The sequence below is a fragment of the Nocardia otitidiscaviarum NBRC 14405 genome, from assembly GCF_000308635.1.
In the GTDB taxonomy this organism is placed as follows: domain Bacteria; phylum Actinomycetota; class Actinomycetes; order Mycobacteriales; family Mycobacteriaceae; genus Nocardia; species Nocardia otitidiscaviarum.
The window spans coordinates 19,503-42,920 of sequence record NZ_BAGD01000134.1 but is presented as its reverse complement, the minus strand read 5'-3'; the positions used below and the strand labels follow the sequence as shown (position 1 = coordinate 42,920).

17 protein-coding genes, 1 tRNA gene and 1 pseudogene are annotated in these 23,418 nt (G+C 68.5%); 13 read left to right on the top strand and 6 right to left on the bottom strand.

From position 1 onward, the window contains the following. Positions 1 to 57: 57 nt before the first annotated feature. Positions 58 to 130, top strand: a tRNA-Lys gene (locus ON31_RS28990). Between the two features lie 46 nt (positions 131 to 176). Here ON31_RS28990 and ON31_RS35930 read toward each other — a convergent pair. Then, a pseudogene (locus ON31_RS35930) lies at positions 177 to 611 on the bottom strand (MFS transporter); the annotation flags it as partial. A gap of 91 nt (positions 612 to 702) precedes the next feature. On the opposite strand from ON31_RS35930, the gene ON31_RS28985 reads away from it, so the two are divergent. From ON31_RS28985 to ON31_RS28945, 7 genes are all read left to right on the top strand, one after another. Continuing rightward, on the top strand, positions 703 to 1,278 hold the full coding sequence (locus tag ON31_RS28985; RefSeq protein ID WP_255222301.1) for a LysR substrate-binding domain-containing protein: 576 nt from the start codon (positions 703 to 705) through the stop codon (positions 1,276 to 1,278). Between the two features lie 251 nt (positions 1,279 to 1,529). Next, positions 1,530 to 2,486: an LLM class flavin-dependent oxidoreductase gene (locus tag ON31_RS28980; protein WP_039818158.1), complete on the top strand. Its 957-nt coding sequence runs from the start codon at positions 1,530 to 1,532 to the stop codon at positions 2,484 to 2,486. Then, on the top strand, positions 2,483 to 3,193 hold the full coding sequence (locus tag ON31_RS28975) for an alpha/beta hydrolase (protein ID WP_039818156.1): 711 nt from the start codon (positions 2,483 to 2,485) through the stop codon (positions 3,191 to 3,193). The genes ON31_RS28980 and ON31_RS28975 overlap by 4 nt, the downstream gene beginning before the upstream one ends. Before the next feature lie 9 nt (positions 3,194 to 3,202). Beyond that, positions 3,203 to 3,877: a winged helix-turn-helix transcriptional regulator gene (locus ON31_RS28970; RefSeq protein WP_039818154.1), complete on the top strand. Its 675-nt coding sequence runs from the start codon at positions 3,203 to 3,205 to the stop codon at positions 3,875 to 3,877. Between the two features lie 812 nt (positions 3,878 to 4,689). Continuing rightward, a complete protein-coding gene (gene qcrB, locus ON31_RS28960) occupies positions 4,690 to 6,306 on the top strand; it encodes a cytochrome bc1 complex cytochrome b subunit (protein ID WP_039818152.1) in 1,617 nt (538 codons plus the stop codon). Positions 6,307 to 6,578: 272 nt separating this feature from the next. After that, complete coding sequence (gene sigJ / locus ON31_RS28950) at positions 6,579 to 7,523, top strand: RNA polymerase sigma factor SigJ (protein WP_039818149.1); 945 nt, start codon at positions 6,579 to 6,581, stop codon at positions 7,521 to 7,523. 82 nt (positions 7,524 to 7,605) lie between these two features. Continuing rightward, positions 7,606 to 8,787, top strand: a complete 1,182-nt coding sequence (locus ON31_RS28945) for an NAD(P)/FAD-dependent oxidoreductase (protein ID WP_039818147.1) — start codon at positions 7,606 to 7,608, stop codon at positions 8,785 to 8,787. 40 nt (positions 8,788 to 8,827) lie between these two features. Here ON31_RS28945 and ON31_RS28940 read toward each other — a convergent pair whose 3' ends face one another. From ON31_RS28940 to ON31_RS28930, 3 genes are all read right to left on the bottom strand, one after another. Then, positions 8,828 to 11,548 (bottom strand): ATP-binding protein, encoded by a 2,721-nt coding sequence (locus tag ON31_RS28940; RefSeq protein ID WP_147287014.1) that lies wholly within the window; start codon positions 11,546 to 11,548, stop codon positions 8,828 to 8,830. Between the two features lie 78 nt (positions 11,549 to 11,626). Beyond that, positions 11,627 to 12,061: a hypothetical protein gene (locus ON31_RS28935; protein ID WP_039818187.1), complete on the bottom strand. Its 435-nt coding sequence runs from the start codon at positions 12,059 to 12,061 to the stop codon at positions 11,627 to 11,629. Between the two features lie 159 nt (positions 12,062 to 12,220). After that, on the bottom strand, positions 12,221 to 13,393 hold the full coding sequence (locus tag ON31_RS28930; protein ID WP_039818144.1) for a thiolase family protein: 1,173 nt from the start codon (positions 13,391 to 13,393) through the stop codon (positions 12,221 to 12,223). A 111-nt stretch (positions 13,394 to 13,504) separates the two neighbouring features. Between ON31_RS28930 and ON31_RS28925 the strand changes: the two genes are divergently transcribed. Next, a complete protein-coding gene (locus ON31_RS28925) occupies positions 13,505 to 14,026 on the top strand; it encodes a winged helix-turn-helix transcriptional regulator (protein WP_085996507.1) in 522 nt (173 codons plus the stop codon). Positions 14,027 to 14,201: 175 nt separating this feature from the next. On the opposite strand, the gene ON31_RS28920 is transcribed toward ON31_RS28925, so the two are convergent. Beyond that, positions 14,202 to 15,299 carry an ABC transporter ATP-binding protein gene (locus ON31_RS28920; RefSeq protein ID WP_039818185.1) on the bottom strand — a complete coding sequence of 366 codons (1,098 nt, stop codon included), beginning with the start codon at positions 15,297 to 15,299 and terminating at the stop codon, positions 14,202 to 14,204. Positions 15,300 to 15,432: 133 nt separating this feature from the next. After that, on the bottom strand, positions 15,433 to 17,433 hold the full coding sequence (locus ON31_RS28915) for a heavy metal translocating P-type ATPase (RefSeq protein WP_039818143.1): 2,001 nt from the start codon (positions 17,431 to 17,433) through the stop codon (positions 15,433 to 15,435). Between the two features lie 147 nt (positions 17,434 to 17,580). Between ON31_RS28915 and ON31_RS28910 the strand changes: the two genes are divergently transcribed. From ON31_RS28910 to ON31_RS28895, 4 genes are all read left to right on the top strand, one after another. After that, complete coding sequence (locus tag ON31_RS28910) at positions 17,581 to 18,375, top strand: LLM class F420-dependent oxidoreductase (protein WP_039818142.1); 795 nt, start codon at positions 17,581 to 17,583, stop codon at positions 18,373 to 18,375. A gap of 65 nt (positions 18,376 to 18,440) precedes the next feature. After that, positions 18,441 to 20,273 carry an ABC transporter substrate-binding protein/permease gene (locus tag ON31_RS28905; RefSeq protein WP_085996506.1) on the top strand — a complete coding sequence of 611 codons (1,833 nt, stop codon included), beginning with the start codon at positions 18,441 to 18,443 and terminating at the stop codon, positions 20,271 to 20,273. 229 nt (positions 20,274 to 20,502) lie between these two features. Continuing rightward, positions 20,503 to 21,228, top strand: a complete 726-nt coding sequence (locus tag ON31_RS28900) for an amino acid ABC transporter ATP-binding protein (RefSeq protein WP_039818139.1) — start codon at positions 20,503 to 20,505, stop codon at positions 21,226 to 21,228. Between the two features lie 138 nt (positions 21,229 to 21,366). Next, positions 21,367 to 23,412, top strand: a complete 2,046-nt coding sequence (locus tag ON31_RS28895) for a PhoX family protein (RefSeq protein WP_039818184.1) — start codon at positions 21,367 to 21,369, stop codon at positions 23,410 to 23,412. Positions 23,413 to 23,418: the final 6 nt, after the last annotated feature.

Below are 23,418 nucleotides of genomic sequence, written 5' to 3'. Positions count from 1 at the left end.
TTCGGTCATTCCCGGCCCTGCCTGCTAAGGTTCCTGCCGCACCACTCACGAGTGCACGCGCCATTAGCTCAATTGGCAGAGCAGCTGACTCTTAATCAGCGGGTTCGGGGTTCGAGTCCCTGATGGCGCACCCTGCTGCGCCCAGCCGTGTTCGGCAGCTGGCCCCGCCGAGACCCAATGGCGCTGGCATGTCGATCGGGTGCGACCAGACCGGCGGCCACGACCGAGCCGATTCCGAAGAACGCGCCGTGGGTGAGCGCGGCGACGATCCGGCCGACGAGCAGCAATTCGTAATTCGGTGCCAGTGCTGACAGCAGGTTGCCCAGGATGAAGATCCCCATCAGCGACACGAGCATCGTCTTGCGGGGAACACGGGCGCTCAGCGCCGTCATCAGCGGCGCCCCGACTGCTACACCGGCGGCGTAGCCGGAGACCAGTAGGCCAGCGGCCGGCACCGCGATGGACAGGTCGTCGCCGAGCACCCCCAGGAGACCCACGATGACGAACTCGGTGAGGCCGATGCCGAACGCGCCGAGAGCCAGCGCGCCCAGCGCGAGTTCCGGCCGACGCACGGTTTGCGTCCCGGGCGGGCCGGTCGATAACAGGGTCATGCGAGAGTGCATCCTTCGGTGAGAGTTGTTCTGAAAAGCCAGCTGTCGCAGGCCAGAGTCAGCCAGACGATCAGGTGGCCTCGCCGCAAGTCTGCTGGTCGACTCCGTCCTGATGTTTCGGGCCCGCCACCCCGAATGCGAGGTGCGCGCTCGTGAAGTCCACCTCGGCGACGTGTTCGGGCCGCTGCGGCGCGATGAACTCGACCTGGTCGCCGGGCCGGTCCTGCTCACCGAACCGACCGGACTCATCGTGCCGCGCGATCACCGCATCGCCCGCAGCAGTTCCATCAGCAGCACCGCGACGGGAATCGACGTGGTCTCCATCGGCGGACCGGCGAGTGCCTACTGGCACCGCTACCTCGACGAGACCTGGCATATCGCTCCGGCCAGGCCGATCGGCGCCCACACCTTCGAGGATGTGCTGACCGCGGTCGCCTTCGGCGCGGGTGTGCACCCCGCCGGCAGCCACGCCGAATTGCACTACCCGCGGCGCGGAACGGTCTATGTGCCCTTCGACGACGGGCAAGGGCATGCGTGGCGACCGGTGTGGATGCCGGGCGTGGAGACGGCACGACTGCAAGCGTTCGTGCGGACGATGCTCGATACGGTTGACGAACTGGGAGCCGAGCACTACGTCGCCGGCCCGCCGAACCGATCACCGAAGTGACAGCGCCCCAGGTGATTTCACCGGAGGCCAACCAGCCGATGCCACCATCCACACCGCTGGTCTGACACGCCGGCCGGTACCTGCTCGACTCCGGGCGACTTCACCTAAGAGCTCCTTTCCCCATAGCGGGTATTACCGCCGCGCGGACTCCAGCCGGACTAGGCAAATTCCCGAAAATGAAGCCACTACTTCACAATCAGGAAGTCTGAGCCTTAGGATGTGGAACCTGATGGCTCCTGAGAGGTGACCACATGACTCCACACATGACTCCATTGAAGATCGGCTACCTGCTGCCGACACGCGATCAAGCCGTAAGCGGTGACCACGATTCGAGGCAACTGATCGACCAGGCGCGCCGCGCCGAAGCTCTCGGTTTCGACTCCGTCTGGGCGGGAGACAGCCCCGTGACCAGGCCACGCGCCGACCCACTGCTGCTGCTGGGTGCCGTGGCCGCCGCCACCCGACGCGTCACGCTCGGCACCGCGGTGCTGCTACCCGCGCTACGTCATCCGATTCTGCTGGCCCACCAACTCGCCACCTTGGACCGGCTCGCCGACGGGCGGTTGATCGTCGGCATGGGCGGCGGATTCCCCAACGCCAACACCGAGGCCCAATTCACCGCAGTCGGCGTCGCCTTCGCTCGTCGTATCGGCCGCTTGGAGGAATCGATCGAAGCAATGCGGCGGCTGTGGACCGGAGAAGAGGTCTCCTACACCGGTCACCACTTCGACTTCCAGCATGTGAAGCTGGCTCCTGCGCCGACTCGGCCACAAGGCCCGGAGATCTGGCTGCCGGGAGACGGCGCTGCGGCGCTGCGGCGGGTGGCGCGGCTGGCCGACGGCTGGCTGCCTTATCCACCCTCCGTTCAGAACTATGCCCGCGACCTGGCCGTCATTCAGCAGTCGGCGGCCCGAACGCCGACTCCGGCGCTGTATGCGACGCTGTGCCTGGACGAGGACCCCGAGCGGGCGCGCGGGCGCCTGCGCACCAGCATCGAGCGCTACTACAACGCCCCGTTGGAGGCGGTCGAGACCATCCAGGCACTGTTCGCCGGCACCGCACACGAAGCCGCCGAATGGCTCAGCGCTTACGCCGGCGCCGGCGCACACCACGTGGTGATCCGACTGGCCGCCGAAAACCATCACGCGGGCCTGGAAGAGTTCGCCGACCTCGTTATGCCCCTGATCCGCACGGAAGGACACCTGTGACCACCTTCGTACTCGTCCACGGCGCCTGGCACGGCCCCTGGGCCTGGGATCGCCTGACCCCTTTCCTGCACCGAGCCGGAGCGCGGACCATCACCCCCGCCCTCACTATGAACAACGACATCGGCCTGCACACACACGTCCAGGACGTGCTCACCGCCCTCGACGCTGCGGCCGAGGACACACTGACAGACGGTTTGGTGCTGGTCGGGCACAGCTACGCGGGCCTGGTCGTCCGGCAGGCGGCCGACCTGCGGCCCGACTTGGTGGACCACGTCATCCTCCTGGACGGCTGGGCCGGCCACGACGGCGACAGCATGTTCAGTCTCGCGCCTGCCGCTTTCGTCCACGCGATCCAGACCGCCGCCCGCACCAGCGCTGCCAACCAGATCCCAGCCCCGGCTCCGGCGATGTTCGGTATCACCGATCCCGACGACGCAGCCTGGCTCGCTCCGCGGCTGCGGACCCAGCCACTGCGCACCTTCACCGAGCCAACCCGGCTGAGCGGAGCCGTCGACCGGATACCGGGCACAGGCATCTACTGCCGACCGCAGACCTACGCCTTCGACGCGTTCGCCACGGCGGTCGGGTATCTGACCATCGCCCTGGACGGTCCACACGACGTGATGCTCACCCACCCGGAGGCGCTCGCCCGCCTCCTCATGGAGGCCCACGCCATCCGGTTCAATAACAGGAACCTTCAGAATTAGAATGCTGAAGTGGAACAGCGAACCTACAACCAGTACTGCGCGACCGCACGCACCCTCGATCTCGTCGGGGAACGCTGGACCCTGCTCCTGATCCGCGAGTTGCTGACGGGCCCCAAGCGCTTCGGCGATCTACAGCACAGCCTGCGTGGCCTGGGCACCGGCCTGCTGGCCGCACGGATGAAGCATCTGGAACGCGAAGGGCTCGTCCACAAGATCACTCTCCCGCCACCGGCCCGCACCCCCGCCTATGCCCTCACCCAGGCCGGCGAAGAGCTTGGCCCAGCGGTGCTGGCCCTGGCCCGGTGGGGCCTGAAATGGGCAATGCAGGAACCCCGGGAACAGGAGACCTTCCACCCCGGCTGGGCCGTGCTCGGCCTGAGAGCTTGCTTCGATCCCGAAGCGGCCGCCGGCTTGCACGCACTGTACGAGTTCCGGGTCGAGGAGGAGATCTTCCACGCCCGCATCGACGACGGCGCCATCGAAACGCTGCACGGACCGGCCCAACACCCCGACGTGACCATCACGACCGGCGGTGAGGCCTTCCGCGACCTCGCCGCGGGCCGGTCAACCCTCGCCGAGGCGATCGACAACGGCGCCGCCTCCGCATCCGGCGACCTCCAGGCCCTGCACCGACTACGCCGGCTGTTCCGCCTCCCGCGCCCGCAGACCCGATCGTCGTGCTGATCAGAGTCCGCACGGCTGGCCGAACAGGCCATCTCGGGCCGGCCGAAGATCGACAGGCCGAACGGATCCGAGACCGGCGGAACGCCCGGTTGAGTCCGATCGCAGCGTTAGCCGTTCAGGAAATGCCAGCAATAGAGTCGGTCACCCGTGCCGACCGCGGTAGCGGCGAACCGGGCAACCTTTTGCAGGATTTCCCACGGGTTGTCGCAGGTCATGTTGACTCTCCGCCCACCTGACGTAACCCCGCGGGCCGACGGTAGGTGAGTTCGTCCAGGTCCTTGGGGCCGGCGTGGGCGAGCGCGTGGGCCAATCGATCCGGGACAACGAACACGCCGGTGCCATCGTTGACGATCTCGGCTACCGAGATCGGCCATTGCCTCGTGCGAAGCGTCTCGAGAGGTGGAAGCTTCGCGGAAGGAGCCTCGAAGTACATGTCCCACTCGACAACTGCATCATCGGGATCGAAGCCCTGGCATATGACCGAGGGATAGTTTGTCCCTGGCCCCCCGATCGTGTCCCGGCGGCAGCCTGATCGTTGGGTGCGATGAAGAACGCAATGGTACCCACATCAACAGCATGGCGGCTGGGCCGGTGAGGGTACCGCTTACGGCTGTGAGCCGATCGTTGTGGCGAGGACGCGGCACCGGGCGGCGAACGCACTCTCCTGCCTGATACAAGGCGTTTGACCGGTGTGGCGTCCCCCTTCGGGGGCGCGAACGGCAGCTGGTGATCTGAGTCACATCCTGTCAGGAATCGGCGGCTCGCGGCGTCATGTGGGCAGCGGTTGTCGACGGGCAGGAGGTCGTGAACTCATGAGTGCCGTGGTGCGGGGGGTGGACGGGGCGGATGAGCGTTACCAGGCGGCGGCGTTCGTCAAACGCTCGATCAACAAGGTGTTTCCGACGCACTGGTCGTTTCTGCTCGGGGAGATCGCGCTCTACACCTTCATCATTCTGTTGCTCTCCGGGGTGTATCTGACGTTGTTCTTCGACCCGTCGATGAGTGAGGTCGTGTACGACGGTGTGTATCAACCCTTGCGCGGGGTGACCATGTCGCGGGCGTACGAGTCGACGCTGCACATCAGCTTCGAGGTGCGGGGCGGGCTGTTCGTGCGGCAGCTCCACCATTGGGCCGCACTGCTTTTCGTGGCCTCGATGATCGTGCACATGTGCCGGATCTTCTTCACCGGTGCGTTCCGCCGCCCGCGTGAGATCACCTGGGTGATCGGCTGCCTGCTCCTGATCATCGCCATGTTCGAGGGATTCTTCGGGTACTCGCTGCCCGACGATCTGCTGTCGGGTACCGGTCTGCGCGCGGCTTTCTCGGGTATCACGATGTCGGTGCCGATCGTGGGCACCTGGCTGCACTGGATGCTCTTCGACGGTGATTTCCCCGGTACCATCACCATTCCGCGGTTGTACATCACACACGTGCTGCTGTTTCCCGCGATCATGGTGGCGCTGGTCATCGCCCATATCGGAATCGTGTGGTACCAGAAGCACACTCAGTTCCCCGGTCCGGCGCGCACCGAGAACAATGTGGTGGGCACTCGGATCGTGCCGGTGTTCTCCCTCGACCAGAGTGCGTTCTTCATGTTCACCCTGGCCACGGTGTCGTTGCTGGGCGGGCTGCTCCAGATCAATCCGGTCTGGAATCTGGGGCCCTACAATCCGGCGCAGGTATCGGCGGGCTCCCAACCCGACTTCTACATGATGTGGGCCGACGGCATGCTGCGCCTGATGCCGCCGTGGGAAATCTATCTGGGCCGCTACACGATTCCCGGCGCTTTCTGGGTCGCCGCGGCGATGGGCATCGTATTCGCGCTCCTGATCACCTACCCGTGGATCGAGAAGCGCCTGTCGAACGACACCGCGCACCACAATCTGCTCCAGCGGCCACGCGATGTGCCGGTGCGCACCGCGATCGGCGCCATGGCCCTGACCTTCTATCTGGTGGTGACGCTGGCGTGCGTGAACGATGTCATCGCCTTGACATTCGACATCTCGTTGAACGCCACCACCTGGTTCTTCCGGTTCGCCGCACTGCTGGCACCGCCGCTCGCCTACTACGCGAGCTATCGACTGTGCCTGGGATTGCAGCGCAGCGATAGGGCCGTACTCGAGCACGGCATCGAGACGGGCATGATCACACGCCTGCCGCACGGTGAATATCTCGAGCTGCACCAACCGCTGGGACCGAGCGACGACCACGGCCGACCGGTTCCGCTCGCATACGAGGGCGCACCGGTGCCGAAGAAGATGAACCGGCTCGGCGCGGCCGGTCGACCGGGATCGGGCTCGTTCCTCCGCCCGGACCCCGCATCCGAGGCGGAGTTGCTCGTGGCCATCGACCACGAGGAGGAGCGTCGGCAGCTGACCGTGCTTCGCGACAACCAGCGGCGTCGAGTCGGCGAAGCGGGCGACCGATGATCGGCCGCCGCGCCCGGCGCACCGAGCCAGCCGCGGAGGATTTCGGCCTGCTGTTCGCGATAGCCACCGCCGCCACCGAAGCCGCGGCGGGTTCCGTTCGAGCTCTTCTCCGAGCCAACGATATCCGCGCCACCACCGCGACCGCGAGACGGTCGGACCGCCCGTGCTGGCGGGTGCTCGTCTTCCCGGAGGACGCCGTCCGCGCGTACCACGTGCTCTGCGCGCAGACAGGGTAGTGACCGGTCGGCGTCTCGTACGGTTAACTTCAGGCCATGGTGGTCGGTGTGCACGAGGTCGAAGTGTTCGAGAGGTCCAGGGCTCGCCTGGAGGCGATCGCGTATCGGCTGTTGGGGTCGGCGAGTGATGCCGAGGACGCGGTGCAGGACACGTTCGTGCGCTGGCACGCCGCCGACCACGAACTCGTCGAGACGCCCGAGGCGTGGCTGACGAAGGTGCTCACCAATATCTGCCTGAATCAGCTCACCTCGGCGCGGGCGCGGCGCGAATCCTATGTGGGGCAGTGGCTGCCCGAGCCGGTCTTCGCCGGGGACCGGATGTTCGGCCCGGCCGACACCGTCGAACAACGCGAATCGGTGTCCATCGCCATGCTCACCCTGATGGAACGGCTGACGGCCAGGGAGCGCGTCGTGTACGTGCTCCGGGAGGCCTTCGGCTACTCGCACGGTGAGATCGCCGACATGCTCGAGCTCACCGAGTCGAACTGCTATCAGATCTATCGGCGCGCCAAACAGCATCTGGCCAGCGACCGGACCCGCCGGGAGGTCGACGACGCCGCCGCGCGCAAGGTGGTCGAGGAATTCCTGGCGGCCGCGCTCAGCGGTGACACCGACGCACTGGTGCGCATGCTGGCCGACGACGCGATCAGCGCGGGCGACGGCGGCGGTGTGGTGTTCTCGCTGCCGGAGCCGGTCACCGGGGCACTGCGGGTGGCGCGGTTCCTGCGCCGCCTGTTCGAGGCCACCGAGGGCAAATGGGCGATGATCGGCGGTCGCGCCGACATGTTCGCCGCGGTGGCGAATGGCGTTCCGGCGCTGGTGATCACGGTCGGCGAACGGATCGTCGGCATCATCACCCTGGAGGTGACCACCGAGGGAATCACGGCCGTGCACACCCAGGCCAACCCGGCCAAGCTCGACCGCGCCACCCGGCACTGGGCTGTGTCGGAGCACCCGGACCCCCTCACCACGGGGTGGTGACCTAGCTCACAGTCCGTGTCTGTCAGGTTTCGCGCCGCTGCCCGGTTCAGGTAGCGAACACCACCCAGACAGGAGTGAGACCATGAAGCACCGCATCGTCGTTCTCGGAGCCGGATACGCCGGAGCCAACGCCGCCGGTCGCCTGGCCAAGCGGCTGCACCCCGCCGATGTCGACATCACCCTCGTCAACGTCGATCCCGAATTCGTCGAGCGGGTGCGCATGCACCAGCTGGCGACGGGCCAGGAGCTGCGCCGCCGCGTGCTGACCGACGTTTTCGCCGGCACCGGCGTGCGGGTGGACGTGGCGCGGGTGACGGCGCTGGATGCCGATCGCAAAAAGGTCGCCGTCGTCGATGCCGAGGGCACCCGCGACATCGCCTACGACACCCTGGTGTACGCGCTCGGCAGCGCCGCCGCGGACGGCGGCGTGCCCGGTGCGGCCGAACACGCCTACGACATCGCGGGCAAGGGGTCCGCGCTGCGGGTGCGGGAGCGCCTGGCGGATCTCAGCGCGGGCGCGACCGTGCTGGTCGTGGGCGGCGGCCTCACCGGTATCGAGGCGGCCACCGAAATCGCCGAGGCGCGAACGGATCTCGAGGTCGCGCTGGTCGCACGCGGCGGCCTCGGTGATTGGTTGGGTGCGAAGGCCAGGCGGCATCTGCGTGCGGCGTTCGACCGGCTCGGTATCACCGTGCACGAGAACACCGATATCGCCCGCGTCGAACCGGACGGCGTGGTCACCGCCGACGGTCGCGAGATCGGGTCCGCACTGACAGTGTGGACAGCCGGTTTCGCGGTCCATCCGATCGCCGCGGCCACCACCGTGCAGGTCTCGGAGACCGGGCAGATCGTGGTCGACGACACCATGCGGTCGCTCTCGCACCCGGATGTCTACGCCGTCGGCGACGCCGCCCGCGCCCCCGGCGGGAACGGCGATCCGCTGCGCATGTCCTGCGCCTCCGGAGTCCCCACGGCCCATCTGGCCGCCGACGCCATCGCGGCTCGCCTGACCGGCCGCACGATGCCTCGCAACGAGATCGGCTACACGGGCCAGTGCATCAGCCTCGGCCGCCGCGACGCCATCGTGCAGTGGGTGACCCCCGACGACCGGCCCAAGCCCTCCGCCCTCACCGGCCGGTCGGCCGCACGGGTCAAGGAGCTCATCTGCAAGACCGCGGCCTGGAGCATCTCGCATCCGACCATGCTGCAGCCGTCCCGTCGCCGCCGCACGGCTGTGGAGGCGACCGCCGTCGGTATCGCGTGATACCGCTCGGCGGATCGATCGATGCTCGGCATCCCCTGCGTCACAGCGTGAATCGGACGAGTTCCGTGCGCTTGGTGATGCCGAGCTTCGGGTAGGCGCGGTAGAGGTGGTGGCCGACGGTGCGGGGGCTGAGGAACAGTTGGGCGGCGATGTCGCGGTTGCTGAGCCCGGCCGCGGCGAGCCGGACCACCTGCAGCTCTTGGGGAGTGAGGCGAGCCGCGGGGTCGTGATCGTGCGGCCGGGCGACCGGGCGGTCGCCGAGGGCGGTCAGTTCGGCGCGGGCCCGGTCCGCCCAGGCGGTGGCCGCGAGTCGCTCGAAGATGCGCGACGCCTCGGACAGGTGGGTGTGGGCCTCGGTGCGGCGGCGCTGCCTGCGGAGCCATTCGCCGTAGAGGAGTGCGGTGCGTGCGTAGTCGTAGGTGTGTTCGGACTCCGCGTGCAGTCGAAGGGCGGTGCCGTAACACTTTTCCGGGTCGTCCGTCGCCGCCAGGGCGAGGCAGCGTTGCACCAGCGCGTCGGCCTGCGGCCGGCGGGTGTGCTCGGCCCACTCGGCGAGCGCGGGCAGGTGCCGATCCGCCTGTGCCGTCCGGCCGCCACGGATGGCCGCCTCCATGTGATCCGGAATGGCTCGAACCAGGAAGTCCCGGCGACCGGGCCCGGTGCAGACGGACTCCAAATATTCCGTGGCCGTGTCGAATCGGCCCTGACCGAGGTCGAGCAGACCGAGCGCCCAGGTGGCGAGGGCGGCATTGGTGGGATGCCGAGCTCGGTCGCGGAGCATGGTCGCGGCGTGGGTGCGGCAGCTGTCGGCGTCGCCCGCCACCGCCGCCAGCCACGCCGGGATGGCGGACATGATGAGTGCCTGGGTGTGCTGGCCCAGTTCGGTGGACGTCGACAGTGCCTCGGTGACAACGGTTTCCGCGTCGCGGAAGCGCCCTTGGAGCAGCAGCGCGATCGCCAGCGGCTCCTGGGCATACGGTAGCCAGCCGAGCGCACCCGAACGGCGGATATCGGCGACCAGCGCCTCCAGTATCTCGGCGGCGGCCCGATCGTCGATGATGAGCGCCAGATATCCGGCCAGCACCCGCTCCACCATGCCTGGCGCGCGTCCCTCGCGCGCTGCGGATATCAGCCGACGCATACCGGCCGTGCCCGCGCGGGCGCGGCCGTCGAACAGCTCGCCAACGCCGATCATGCCGTCGACCACCGGCCGCAGCGGATCGTCCGGTGCGAGCCGCACGTCGGCGAGCAGTCGCGCGGCACGGCTCACCAGGTCGTGCGCGCCGCCGTCCTTGGCGCATCCGATGGCGTCGGTGAGCATCGAGACCGCTTGCCGCGGCAGGGTGCCGACTATCGGTGCCGCGCCCGCCAGCATCAGGGCGGCGGCGGTGGTCGGCGAATCACGCTCGTAGGCGATCTGAGCTCGGACCCAGCTGAGGTCGGCGAGAACGGTTCCGCTGGTGGCGATTTCCGCTGCGACGCGCGCGCAGTCGGCGGCCTGGTCGAGGGCTCCGGCGTCATAGGCCGCGCGAGCGGCGGCGGCGAGTCGTCGGCTGCGCTGTTCCGGATCGGGACTGAGCCGGGCACTGCGTTCGAGTGCGTGCGCGACCGCGGCCGCACCGCCGCGTCGGGCGGCACGCCGGGCCACCTGCTCCAGGGTGGCGGCGGCGGTCTCATCGACGGTGATGGTGGCCGCGGCCAGATGCCAGGCGCGATGGTCGGCGTAGTCGGCCCCGGTCAGCGTGTCGGCGAGGGCCCGGTGCGCGTCGAGTTGCCAGTGGCGGGGCGCACTCTGGTAGGCGGCGGTCCGAATCAGGGGATGCCGGAACGAGATTCGCTGGGCGGACAGCTCGATGAGGGCAGCCTGCTCGGCTGGTTCCAGGTCGGCGGCGCTCAGTCCGAGCCGCTCCCCGGCACGCACCACGATCGGCGGATCCGCGGTGACATCGGCCGCGGCCAGCACCAGCAGCCGCCGCGTCGCCTCCGGAAGCGTTCCGATTCTGGCGCTGAAAGCGGCCTGCACCTGCCTGTCCACGGGCAGCGGCTCGACGGGTAGCGACCACGTGCTGCCCGTCGCCGCGCGCGAGGTGATCGCCGCGGTGAATTCGATGATGGCGAGTGGGTTTCCGCGTGCGTCCGCCAGGATCCGGGCGCGCATCGGACCGGTCAGGTCGCCCGCCCGCTGATCGAGCAGTGCGGTCGCGCCGACGCGGTCCAGCGCGGCGAGCCGCATGGTCTCCAGCCCGGCGGCCGGGAAGTCCGGGACATCCGCACGCGCGGTGAACACCATGGCCACCGGCTCCTGCCGTAATCGCCTGGCGGCGAACAACAGCGCATCGAGGGAGGCTCGGTCGAACCAGTGCGCGTCATCGACGAGGCATACCACGGGGCCGTCGGCGGCCAGCTCGGACAGCAGCGACAGGGCGGCGACATTGGTCAGGAATCGTTCGCCGATATCGTGGTCGGACAGGCCGAAGGCGGCGCGCAATGCCTGCGCCTGGGGCTCCGGCAAGGTGGCGAGTCGATCCAGGTAGGTGTGGAACAGCAGGTGCAATCCGGCGAAGGGGACCTCGACCTCCGACTCGATGCCCACGCCGCGCAGCACGCGCAGCCCCGCCGCGGCGCGTTCGGCGTGGTCGAGCAGTGCGGTCTTGCCGATCCCGGCCTCACCGCGGATCACCAGAGCGCCGCCGTGCCCGTCGCGCGCGTTCGCGAGCAGGCGCTCGATGCGCGCCGACTCGTCCGCCCGCCCGAGTATCACCACTGCACGGTAACAACCGGCCGCGCTCGCGGGGGGCGAAGCCGGACCGGTGTGGTCCAGGTCCGGCGCGCCCTCGGTCTACCGTTGGCCGACGCGGGTCATGGTGGAGTCGTAACCGCCGCCCCCGGGGTACACCCAGGCCCCGTCCATCACGTCACCGGCGGGGTCTAGCGAGCCCCGGAAATACGCCGGTGACCCCTTCTCCCCGGCCCAGATGGTGAGCACGTCGCCGTCCATCTCGTACACGTAATCCAGCGTCTCGCCCTTGTCGCCGTAATACCTGCTCTTGATGTCGGCGCTGGGTTCCTGTGCCCCGAAGGGCCGCTCCCGCCCGATCACCTCCATCCCGACGATCCGTTCCCCGTACTGCTCCAACTCCACATCCTGGATCAGGAACCGCCGCCCGGTCATCCAGCGGTAGGTGACGGTTCCCACCGCACCCCCGGTGACCCGCCATGTCCCCACCAGCCGATCCAATGCGGGATCCACTGCCTGATCGACATGCTCGCTCATCGTCATCTCCTCTGCGTGCTCACCGCGGATGCGGTCGCTGTCATCACGAGGAAGACGGTATGAGTGGGCCTATCGGTACCCGCATCGGTCGAATTACCGGTGGGCGTGGCGAGGTGTCGCCGGTAGCGCCGACGCACCGGGGGCGGTGACGGTGCTCGACTACCGAATCCGTTCGTAGATGGTGGCGTTGGCCAGACCTCCTGCCTCGCACATGGTTTGCAGGCCCCAGCGGGCGCCGTGGTCGTGCATGGCGTGGACGAGGGTGGTGGCGAGGCGGCCGCCGGAGGCGCCGAGGGGGTGGCCGATGGCTATGGCGCCGCCGTTGACGTTGACCTTGGCGAGGTCGGCGCCGGTGTCGTGGGCCCAGGCCAGGACCACGGAGGAGAATGCCTCGTTCACCTCGAAGAGGTCGATGTCGGAGAGTTGGAGTCCGGCTCGGTGCAGGACCTTTCGGGTGGCGGGGATGACGGCGGTCAGCATGAGCAGGGGGTCGTCGCCCGCGACGGCGAAGCTGTGGACGCGGGCGAGGGGGCGCAGGCCGAGCTGGGCGGCTCGTTCGCTGGTCATGATGAGGACGGCGGAGCTGCCGTCGTTGATCTGGCTGGCATTGGCCGCGGTGATATTCCAGTCGATCTCAGGGAAGCGGGCGGCCATGGCCTCGCTGTAGTAGGCGGGGCGCAGGCCCGACAGTGTTTCGAGGGTGCTGCCCAGCCGGATGCCCTCGTCGGCGGTCAGTCCGGCCAGCGGGGCCAGTTGGGCGTCGAAGGAGCCGTCTTTTGTTGCGCGGGCGGCTTTTTCGTGGCTGGACAGAGCGAACTCGTCGAGCTGGGTGCGGCCGAGATTCCAGCGGGCGGCGATGAGTTCGGCGCTGATGCCCTGCGGGACCAGGCCCTCGGGGTAGCGTTCGGCGAAGCCGACACCGGTGACATCCTCCGCGCCGATGAGATTGGCCCCCATGGGAACCCGGCTCATGGACTCCACGCCCGCGGCCACCACGATGTCGTACGCGCCCGCGATGACGCCCTGGGCGGCGAAGTGGATGGCCTGCTGGCTGCTGCCGCACTGACGGTCGACCGTGGTGGCGGGGACGGATTCGGGAAACCCGGCGGCGAGGGCGGCGCGGCGGGTCAGGTTGGAACCCTGCTCGCCCACGGCGGTGACCACGCCGCCGATCACGTCGTCGATGAGTTCGGGGTCGATGCCGCTGCGCGCCACCACTTCTCGCAGGCTGTGCGCGAGCAGATCGACGGGATGGACGCCGTGCAGGGCTCCGGTGGGCTTGCCCTTGCCCACGGGGGTGCGGACGGCTTCGACGATGACTGCGTCTCTCATGGCGATTCCTTCGCAAAGGCCGCTGCGTCGCGGCCGACCTTCCGGCGGCTGGCTCAACCGCTCTAAAGTCAGCGTAGGAGCTGGCAATACTTGAGGCAAGTCAGCGGGAGTATGATGAGCGTCATGTCGTTCGTCTTGGAAGGACCGCTCAGGGATCTGAGCGCATGGAAACCCGAGGGCTGCTCCATCGCCAAAGCCCTCGACATCGTCGGCACCCGCTCGGCGATCCTGATCCTGCGCGAGGCGTACTACGGCACCCGCCGCTTCGACGGATTCGCCGCGCGCGTGGGCATCACCGACGCTGCGGCCGCGAACGCGCTACGCAAACTCACCGACGCGGGGCTGCTGGAGAAGCGCCCCTATCAGGAAGAGGGCAAACGCACCCGGCACGAATACGTCCTCACCCCGATGGGCTGGGACCTGATACCGGCGGTGGTAGCCCTCTGGCAGTGGGGCGACAAGTACCTCCAGGACGGCACCCCGCCGCTGGAACGCCTGGAGGACACGACGGGCGAGCCCGTGCGCGTCGAGCTGGTCAGCGCCTCCGGCAACGAGGTGCCCCCGGAGCGCGTGCGTGTGCGTGTCAACAAGAGCTGGTTGCGCCGCCACGGCCGCCTCCCACCCGCCTCCTGAGAAGCGGCGCGGGTAGCCGACGGGTACCGCTAGGCCGCGACGAGCAGCACGCATGCTCCACCGGTGACGGTGGTCGGCACTGTGCGATATCGGAGTCGCGTCCGACATGGACGACGCGCCCGCGTCCGAACGATCGACCCGCCCGCCGTGCACCGGCGGGCGGGCAGGTTTGTGCTCAGCCCAGCCGTCGCCCGTCTTCGGGCGCGAAGAAGTAGGTGTGCTCGGCATCGGCCTGGAGCACCAGTCGGGTGCCCTTGGCGGGCGGGTTGCGCCAATCCGCCCGCGCCACAATGGTTTCGCTGCCGCTCTTATCCAGGGCACGGCCGTAGACGTAGGCGTCGGAGCCAAGTTCCTCGACCACGTCCACCTCCATGGTGATCCCGTCCGACTGCTGGCCGAGTCCGTTCGCCGATCCCGCGATCTCGAAGTGCTCGGGCCGGATGCCGACCACGACGCTGCCGTCGCTGGCGTCGGCGACCGTGCGCGGGAGCGGCAGCCGGTGTCCGCCGAGCTGCACCGCACCGCCCTCGACGGCCAGCGTGAACAGGTTCATGGCGGGGGAGCCCATGAAACCGGCGACGAACAGATTGGCCGGATCGCGGTACAGATCGCGCGGGGAGGCGCACTGCTGGAGCAGCCCGTCCTTCAACACCGCCACCCGGTCGCCCATGGTCATGGCCTCGACCTGGTCGTGGGTGACGTAGACGGTGGTGGTGCCGAGGCGGCGCTGCAACTGGGCGATCTGGGTGCGGGTCTGCACCCGCAGCTTGGCGTCGAGATTGGACAGCGGCTCGTCCATCAGGAACACGTGCGGCTGCCGCACGATGGCGCGTCCCATGGCGACGCGCTGCCGCTGACCGCCGGAAAGCGCCTTGGGTTTGCGGTTCAGGTACGGCTCGAGGTCGAGCAGCTTGGCCGCCTCCAGCACCCGCTGCTCGCGCTCCTCCTTGGACACCTTCGCCATCTTGAGCGCGAAGCCCATGTTCTCCGCCACGCTCATATGCGGGTAGAGCGCGTAGTTCTGGAACACCATGGCGATATCGCGTTCCTTGGGCTCGGCGTGCGTGACGTCCTTCGCGCCGATCAGGATGCGCCCCGTACTCACCTCCTCCAACCCGGCGAGCATGCGCAGCGAGGTGGACTTCCCGCAGCCGGACGGGCCGACCAGCACCAGGAATTCGCCGTCGGCGATCTCCAGGTCCAGGGCGTCGACAGCGGGTTTGACCGCACCCGGGTACACCCGGGAGGCGCGATCGAAGGTGACCGTAGCCATATGGAATTGCATCCCTTCACCGGCAGGAACGTGCCGGACGATCCGTTGTAGAGGGTGGTGAGCCGCGCGGGCTCCCGCACGATGCTAAGTGGTCCCTGATCCGGGCGCACCGGCCGTGCGCCGCGGGGCGGAGTCAGGTGCCGGGGCGCGTTTCGTGCTCGATGCCCTCGTGCTCGGCTCCGCGGCGGAACCGCAGCAGGCGCAGGGCATTGGCGACGACCAGCAGGGTCGAGCCCTCGTGAATGAAGACCGCGGGACCGATGGGCAGGCCGATCAGCGTGGCGGGAACCAGGCCGGCCACGATGATCAGGGCGATGGCCAGGTTCTGTCGGATGATCGCGGCGGCCCGACGGCTCAACGCCACCGCGAAGGGGAGGCGACCGATATCGTCGGACATGAGCGCGACGTCGGCGGTTTCCAGAGCCACGGCGGATCCTCCCGCACCCATGGCGATTCCGGCCGAGGAGTTCGCCATGGCGGGTGCGTCGTTCACGCCGTCGCCGACCATGGCGGTGCCGCCGCGGGCGCGCAGCCTGCCGATCATGTCGACCTTGTCCTCGGGCAGCAGACCGCCGTGGGCGGCGTCGAGTCCGAGCCCGTCGGCGACCGCGTCGGCCACTCGCTGGTTGTCGCCGGAGATCACCACCAGTTCCGTGACGCCGAGGTCGCGCAGCCTGGCCATGACCGCGGCGGCCTCCGCGCGCGGGGTATCCATCACGCCGACCACGCCCAGATAGACGCCCGCGCGCCGTACGATCATGGTGGTGCGCCCGGCCGCGTGCAGCCGCTCCACCGCCGCCGCGATCTCGGCGGGCACGCCGTCGCTGTCGAGTTCGGCGAACATGGTCAGGTTGCCGATCTCGGTTGCCTGGCCGTCCACCAGTGCGGTCACCCCGCGTCCGGTCACCGAATTCACGCGGGTGGCAGCGAATTCCGCTCCCGCGGGGACCAATCCGGCGAGATCGCGGGTGATGGCCGAGGCCAGTGGGTGGTCGCTGTAGGACTCCACCGCGAACAGCGTGCCGATCAGTTCCGCTCGCAGGGCGGGGCGGGCGGGCTCGATATCGGTGACGCGGGGCTGTCCCCAGGTGAGCGTCCCGGTCTTGTCGAAGGCCACCGACCGCACCCGTCCCAGCGATTCCAGCGGCCCGCCGCCCTTGGCCAGCACCCCGGCTTGCGCGGCTCGCGCCACTCCGGCCAGGACCGCACTCGGGGTGGCGATGGCCAGTGCGCAGGGGCTGGCGGCCACCAGCACCACCATGGCGCGGTAGAAGCTGTCCGCGAACGGCTCGGTGCGAACGTAGGCGCCGTAGGCCATGACGGCCAGCACGCCCAGGAGTACGGCGGGCACGTAGTACCGCTGGAACCGGTCGATGAACCGCTGGGTCGGCGACTGCTGCGTCTCGGCGTCGCGCACCATGGCGATCACCCGGGCCAGGGTGCTGTCGGCGGCGCGGTCGGTGACCATCACTTCGAGCACGCCGGACCCGTTCAGTGTGCCCGCGAACACCCGCTGGGCTTCGGGTACCGGGGTGCGGCCGGTCAGTGCGGCGAGATCGTCGGCCGCTCGCTTCTCCACCGGGATGCTCTCGCCGGTGACCGCCGATTCGTCGACGGCGCTCACGCCCGCGACCACGATGCCGTCCGCGCTCGGCCGTGAATTCGGCCGCACCACAATGACATCGCCGATCTCGAGCGTGTCCACGTCGACCTCGACGACGGTGTCGGGCCCGCGCCGCACCAGTGCGGTGCGCGGTGCGAGTTCGGCCAGCGCCGCGATGGACTTCTGCGCCCGGCCCATCGCGTATTCCTCGAGCGCGTGTCCCAGGCTGAACAGGAACAGCAGCACCGAGCCCTCGGCCCATTTGCCGACCGCCGCCGCGCCGACCGCCGCGACCAGCATGAGGAAGTCCACCTCGAAGCGGCCGCGCCGCACGGTGGCGAGGGCGGTGCGCACGGTGAAGAAGCCGCCCAGCAGGTAGGTGGCCAGAAACAGTCCGGTCGCCATCCAGGGCGGGCCGTCGAGGAGGTAGCGCGCGACCATGCCGCTGGCGTAGGTGATGCCGGAGCCGATCGCGAAGGCCATCTCGATGCGCGGCCCCGCGAGGTGGCTGTGACCCGCCGAAGTGTTCATGCCGCCACCGTAACATGAATACATGCGTATGTCTGCATGTGTTATTCCAGGAGTGAACGCGGCCCCGTTCAACCGGCGGGCGCACCTCCGGATCGGTAGCCTCGATCCGCGAGACGGATAGTCCATGCCGCGACTAGGGAGTGCCACGTGAGCCGACCGGTTCGTATCGGAGTCCAACTGCAACCACAGCACGCGCCCGATTACGGGCTGATCCGCGACGCCGTCCGCCGCGCCGAGGATCTGGGTGTCGACGTGGTCTTCAACTGGGATCACTTCTATCCCCTCTACGGCGATCCGGAGGGCGCGCACTTCGAGTGCTGGACCATGCTCGGCGCGATCGCCGAACAGACCGAGCGGGTGGAACTCGGCGCGCTGGTCACCGGCGGCGGCTACCGCAACCCCGATCTGCTCGCCGATATGGCCCGCACCGTGGACCACATCAGCGGCGGCCGGCTCATCCTCGGCATCGGCGCGGGCTGGTTCGAGAAGGACTACGAACAGTACGGCTACGAATTCGGCACCGCCGGAAGCCGTTTGGCTTTGCTCAAGGAGTCGATGGCCCGCATCGCCGACCGGCTCGCCAAGCTGAATCCGCAGCCGGTGCGCGATATCCCCATCCTTATCGGCGGCGGTGGGGAGAAGAAGACGCTGCGCCTGGTCGCCGAGTACGCCGATATCTGGCACAGCTTCGCCGACCTCGAGGTGCTGAAGCGCAAGTCCGGCATTCTGGCCGACCACTGCGCCGAGGTCGGCACCGACGCGGGCAGGATCGAGAAATCGGTGGAGTGGCCCGGTGTGGACTCCGCCCCCGATTTCGTCGCGGCGGGCGCGACCCTGTTCACCGTGGGCACCGGCGGCCCCGACTACGACCTGAGCACCGTCGAGCAGGCCATCCGCTGGCGCGATCAGTTCAATCCCGAGTCGGTGGCGGGTATCGCCTGACACCTTTGGGCGCGGGCTGACCGCAACTCTGGTGTGCCGAATCGCCCCGACTAGGGTGTTTCGTCATGGTTTGCTTGCGCACGGTCAGGTCCCGGCCCACAGGGCGGCGACCTCGCATGACGGCGGTCGCAGGGGTGTTGCTGGTCACACTCGCCGGAATGCTGGCGCTGGGCACCGGGCCCAGCGCCGCCGCACCCGAGAACGACCTGTGTTCGCCCCCGGGACCCGCCGCCGCCACCGCGCTGCCACCCAAACTGTCGACAGCCCAGCAGGGCGCGTCCTCGGACCGGTACACCACGCCGAACGTGCGACCGCTCGACGGCATCGACCGCACGCGGCTGGGACTCATCACCCCGGGCAAGCTGAGCGTCGGCACCCTCTCGGACGCGCCGCCGAGCATCTGCGTGAACTCCCAGGGCGCGTTCACCGGCTTCGACAATGAGCTGCTGCGGGCCGTCGCCGCCAAGCTGGGCCTGCAGATCGAGTTCACCGGAACCGAATTCGCGGGACTGCTGGCGCAGGTGGCCAACGGCCGCTTCGACGTCGGCTCCTCGAACATCACCACCACCGACGCGCGCCGCCAGCTGGTGGGCTTCACCAACGGCTACGACTTCGGCTACTTCTCGCTGGTGGTGCCGAGCAACAGCGCCATCGGCTCGTTCACCGACCTGAACAGCGGCACCCGCGTCGGCGTGGTGCAGGGCACGGTGCAGGACGAGTACGTCGTCAACGAACTGCACCTGGACCCGGTGAAGTTCCCGGACTACAACACCGCGTACGCGAATCTGAAGTCCGGGCAGATCGACGCCTGGGTGGCCCCGTCCGCGCAGGCGGTGGGCGCGATCAAGCCGGGCGACGCCACCACCATCGCGCAGAACACCTTCAGCCTCAACAACTTCGCGGCCTGGGCGGTGCGCAAGGACAACCAGCCGCTGATCGACGCCCTCAATGCCGGGCTGGACGCGGTGATCGCGGACGGCACCTACGCGCGGCTCTACGAGGACTGGGTGCCGCGCGAACTGCCACCGGGCTGGAAGCCGGGTTCCAAGTCCGCGCCGCTGCCGGAGCTGCCCGACTTCGCCGCCATCGCCGCGCAGAACGCGGACAACCGGGCCGATAACGGTGGGGTAGAGCCGAAGTCGACGCTGCGGCAGCTGAAGGACACCTTCTTCGACTGGGAGCTGTACAAGCAGGCGTTTCCCGACCTGATCAAGACGGGTCTGCCGAATACCTTGATCCTGGCGGTGGTTTCGGGCGTGCTGGGCACCGTCATCGGCATGCTGCTCGCGGTGGCGGGCATCTCGCGCACCCGCTGGCTGCGCTGGCCCGCCCGCGTCTACACCGACATCTTCCGCGGGCTGCCCGCGGTGGTGATCATCCTGCTCATCGGCCTCGGTGTGGGTCCGGTGGTCAAGGAGCTCACCGGCAACAATCCGTACTGGCTGGGCGCGGTCGCGCTGGCGCTGCTGTCGTCGGCCTACATCGGCGAGATCTTCCGCTCCGGTATCCAGTCGGTGGAGCCGGGGCAGTTGGAGGCGGCCCGCGCCATCGGCTTCGGCTACCGGCAGGCCATGACCCTGGTGGTGATCCCGCAGGGCGTGCGCCGGGTGCTGCCCGCGCTCATGAACCAGTTCATCGCGCTCATCAAGGACTCCTCGCTGATCTACTTCCTGGGGCTGCTGGCCTCACAGCGGGAGCTGTTCGCGGTGGGCCGGGATCTCAACGCGCAGACCGGAAATCTGTCGCCGCTGGTGGCCGCGGGTCTGGTGTACCTGCTGCTGACGGTGCCGCTCACGCACCTGGTGAACTACATCGACAGCCGGTTGCGCACCGGGCGCAAGGAAGAGCCGATCGACCCGGTCGAGCAGGCCGTGATCACGGAAGGGCGAGGAGCATGAGCGGTCAGGCGCGGAGGCGGCAGCGGAGCGTGACCACGGAGCGCCCCGCTCATGCTCGGAAGGGACGCAGCAGCATGAGCGGTCAGGCGCGGAGGCGGCAGCGGAGCGTGACCACGGAGCGCCCCGCTCATGCTCGGAAGGGACGCAGCAGCATGAGCGGTCAGGCGCGGAGGCGGCAGCGGAGCGTGACCACGGAGCGCCCCGCTCATGCTCGAAAGGACGCAGCAGCATGAGTGCCTCTCTTACTGGTACCGGGCTGCATCTGACGCTGGGGCGCACGCATATTCTGCGCGGGGTGGACATCCACGTGGACGCGGGTAAGGCCACCACGGTGATCGGTCCCTCGGGGTCGGGCAAGTCCACGCTCCTGCGCGTGCTCAACCGCCTGCACGAGCCGGACAAGGGTGACATCCTGCTGGACGGCAAGTCGGTGCTCACCGAGAATCCGGACAAGTTGCGCCAGCAGATCGGCATGGTGTTCCAGCACTTCAACCTGTTCCCGCACAAGACGGTCGCGGAGAATATCGAGCTGGGTCCACGCAAGCTGCACGGTCTGTCCAAGGAGCAGGCGCGCACGCTGGCACTGGAACAGCTGGAGAAGGTCGGCCTGTCCGGCAAGGCGGATGTGCGCCCGGCCAATCTGTCCGGCGGTCAGCAGCAGCGCGTGGCCATCGCCCGCGCGCTGGCCATGAAACCGCAGCTCATGTTCTTCGACGAGGCCACCTCGGCGCTGGACCCGGAGCTGGTGAAGGGCGTGCTCGCGCTCATGGCCGAGCTGGCGCGGGACGGTATGTCCATGGTCGTGGTCACGCACGAAATGGGCTTCGCCCGTTCGGTTTCCGATCGCGTGGTCTTCATGGACCACGGGCAGGTGGTGGAAACCGGTACGCCGGATCAGCTTTTCGACAGCGCGGAGACGCCGCGGCTGCGGCAGTTCCTCTCCCAGGTGCTCTAGTGGTCCGGGAGGGTGCGCCGCATCCTCCCGGCAAACTTAGGGCTACCTAATTGGTCGGCTGTTCATCTGCGCGTCTCCTCCGGCTCTTCTGGCCTGGTTACGGTGCGCCCGACAAGACGACCCCGGGAGCATGCAGTGTTGAAACCCCTCGCCCTCTTCGTGAAGCATGACGGCGCGTCCGCGCGCGCCGCCGTCACCTGCCGCTACAAGTGCGGCAATGCCTGCGCCCACGAGGTTCCCAACAAATCGGCCGGAGAGTACTTCGGCGATATCGTGGCCGCCATGTCGCGCCGCCGCATGCTGCAGGGCAGCGCGGCCGTGGTGCTGGCGACCGGCACGGCCGGTTTGCTGGCCGCCTGCGGTGACGGCGACGATGTGCGGACCGCCGCCGAGACCAGCCCCGGCACCGGCACCGACTTCACCCCGGTCGCGCCCAACAAGGCCGATGCGGTGACCGTGCCCGAGGGCTACGAGCAGAGCGTGGTGATTCGCTGGGGCGATCCGGTGCTGCCGGACGCGCCGCAGTTCGACTTCGCCAACCAGACCGCCGCGGCCCAGGCCAAGCAGTTCGGCTACAACAACGACTTCTCGGCGCTGCTGCCCATCGAGGGCCAGGAGAACGGCTACCTGCTGGTGGCCAGCCACGAGTACACCACCGGCCCGTTCATGTTCGCGGGGTACGACGAGCAGAACCCGACCCGCGAGCAGGTCGAGATCGAATGGGCCGCACACGGTCTCACCGTGGTCGAGGTCAAGGGCGAGGCCGGTTCCGGCAAGCTCACCCCGGTGCTGGGCAAGTACAACCGCCGCATCACGGCCACCTCCGAATTCCAGCTCACCGGCCCGGCCGCGGGCAGCGATCTGGTGAAGACCTCCGCCGACGCCTTCGGGTTGAAGGTCGCGGGCACCCTCAACAACTGCTCGGGCGGTGTAACCCCGTGGGGCACCATTCTTTCCGGCGAAGAGAACTTCAACCAGTACTTCGCCGGTGAGTTCGCCGACCCGGCCGCCAAGGAGCGCGGCAAGCGCTACGGCATCGGCGGTGACAACAACGAGCCGCGCGGTTGGGAGCGCTTCGACAGGCGCTTCGATCTGTCGGCGGAGCCCAACGAACCCAACCGTTTCGGCTGGGTGGTCGAGGTCGATCCGTGGGATCCCGCCTCCACCCCGGTCAAGCACACCGCCATGGGCCGGTTCAAGCACGAGGCCGCGACCATCTACGTCACCCCGGACGGCACCGTGGTGTCGTACTCCGGTGACGACGAGCGCTTCGACTACATGTACAAGTTCGTCTCCGCCAAGAAGATCCAGCAGGGCAACACGGCGGCGGCGCGCAAGCACAATATGACCATCCTGGACGAGGGCACGCTGTACGTCGCGAAACTGACCGGGGACCACCCGGATCGGATCGACGGCAGCGGAAAGGTGCCCTCGGACAACGGCTTCACCGGGTCCGGCCAGTGGATTCCGCTGCTGGAGACCGGCGCGGACGGCAAGGGCAGGTCGCTGGTCGAGGGCATGAGCGCCGAGGAGGTGGCGGTGTTCACCCGCCTCGCCGGTGACAAGGTCGGCGCCACCAAGATGGACCGCCCCGAGGACTTCGAGCCGAATCCCACGACCGGCAAGGTGTACGTGGCGCTGACCAACAACAGCAAGCGTGGCACCGACGGCAAACCCGGTGTCGACGAGGCCAATCCGCGCAACCAGAACAAGAACGGCCAGGTCCTCGAGATCGTCGACGACCACACCGGCACCGCGTTCACCTGGTCGCTGCTGCTGGTCTGCGGCGATCCCCAGGCCGCCGACACCTACTTCGCAGGCTTCGACAAGTCCAAGGTCAGCCCCATCTCCTGCCCCGACAACCTGGCCTTCGACCCGCACGGCAACCTGTGGATCTCCACCGACGGCAATGCGCTGAAGTCCAACGACGGACTTTTCGCCGTCACGCTCGAGGGTGAGCGCCGGGGCGAGACCAAGCAGTTCCTCACGGTGCCGGTGGGCGCGGAGACCTGCGGTCCGATCGTCACCGACCGTCGCGTGCTGGTGAGCGTGCAGCATCCGGGCGAGGTGGACGACGCCTCCGTCGAGAAGCCCGCCTCGCACTGGCCCGACGGCGGCAGCGCCCAGCCCCGCCCGGCCGTCGTGACGGTGTGGAAGCAGGACGGCGGCAGTATCGGCGTCTGACGTCCT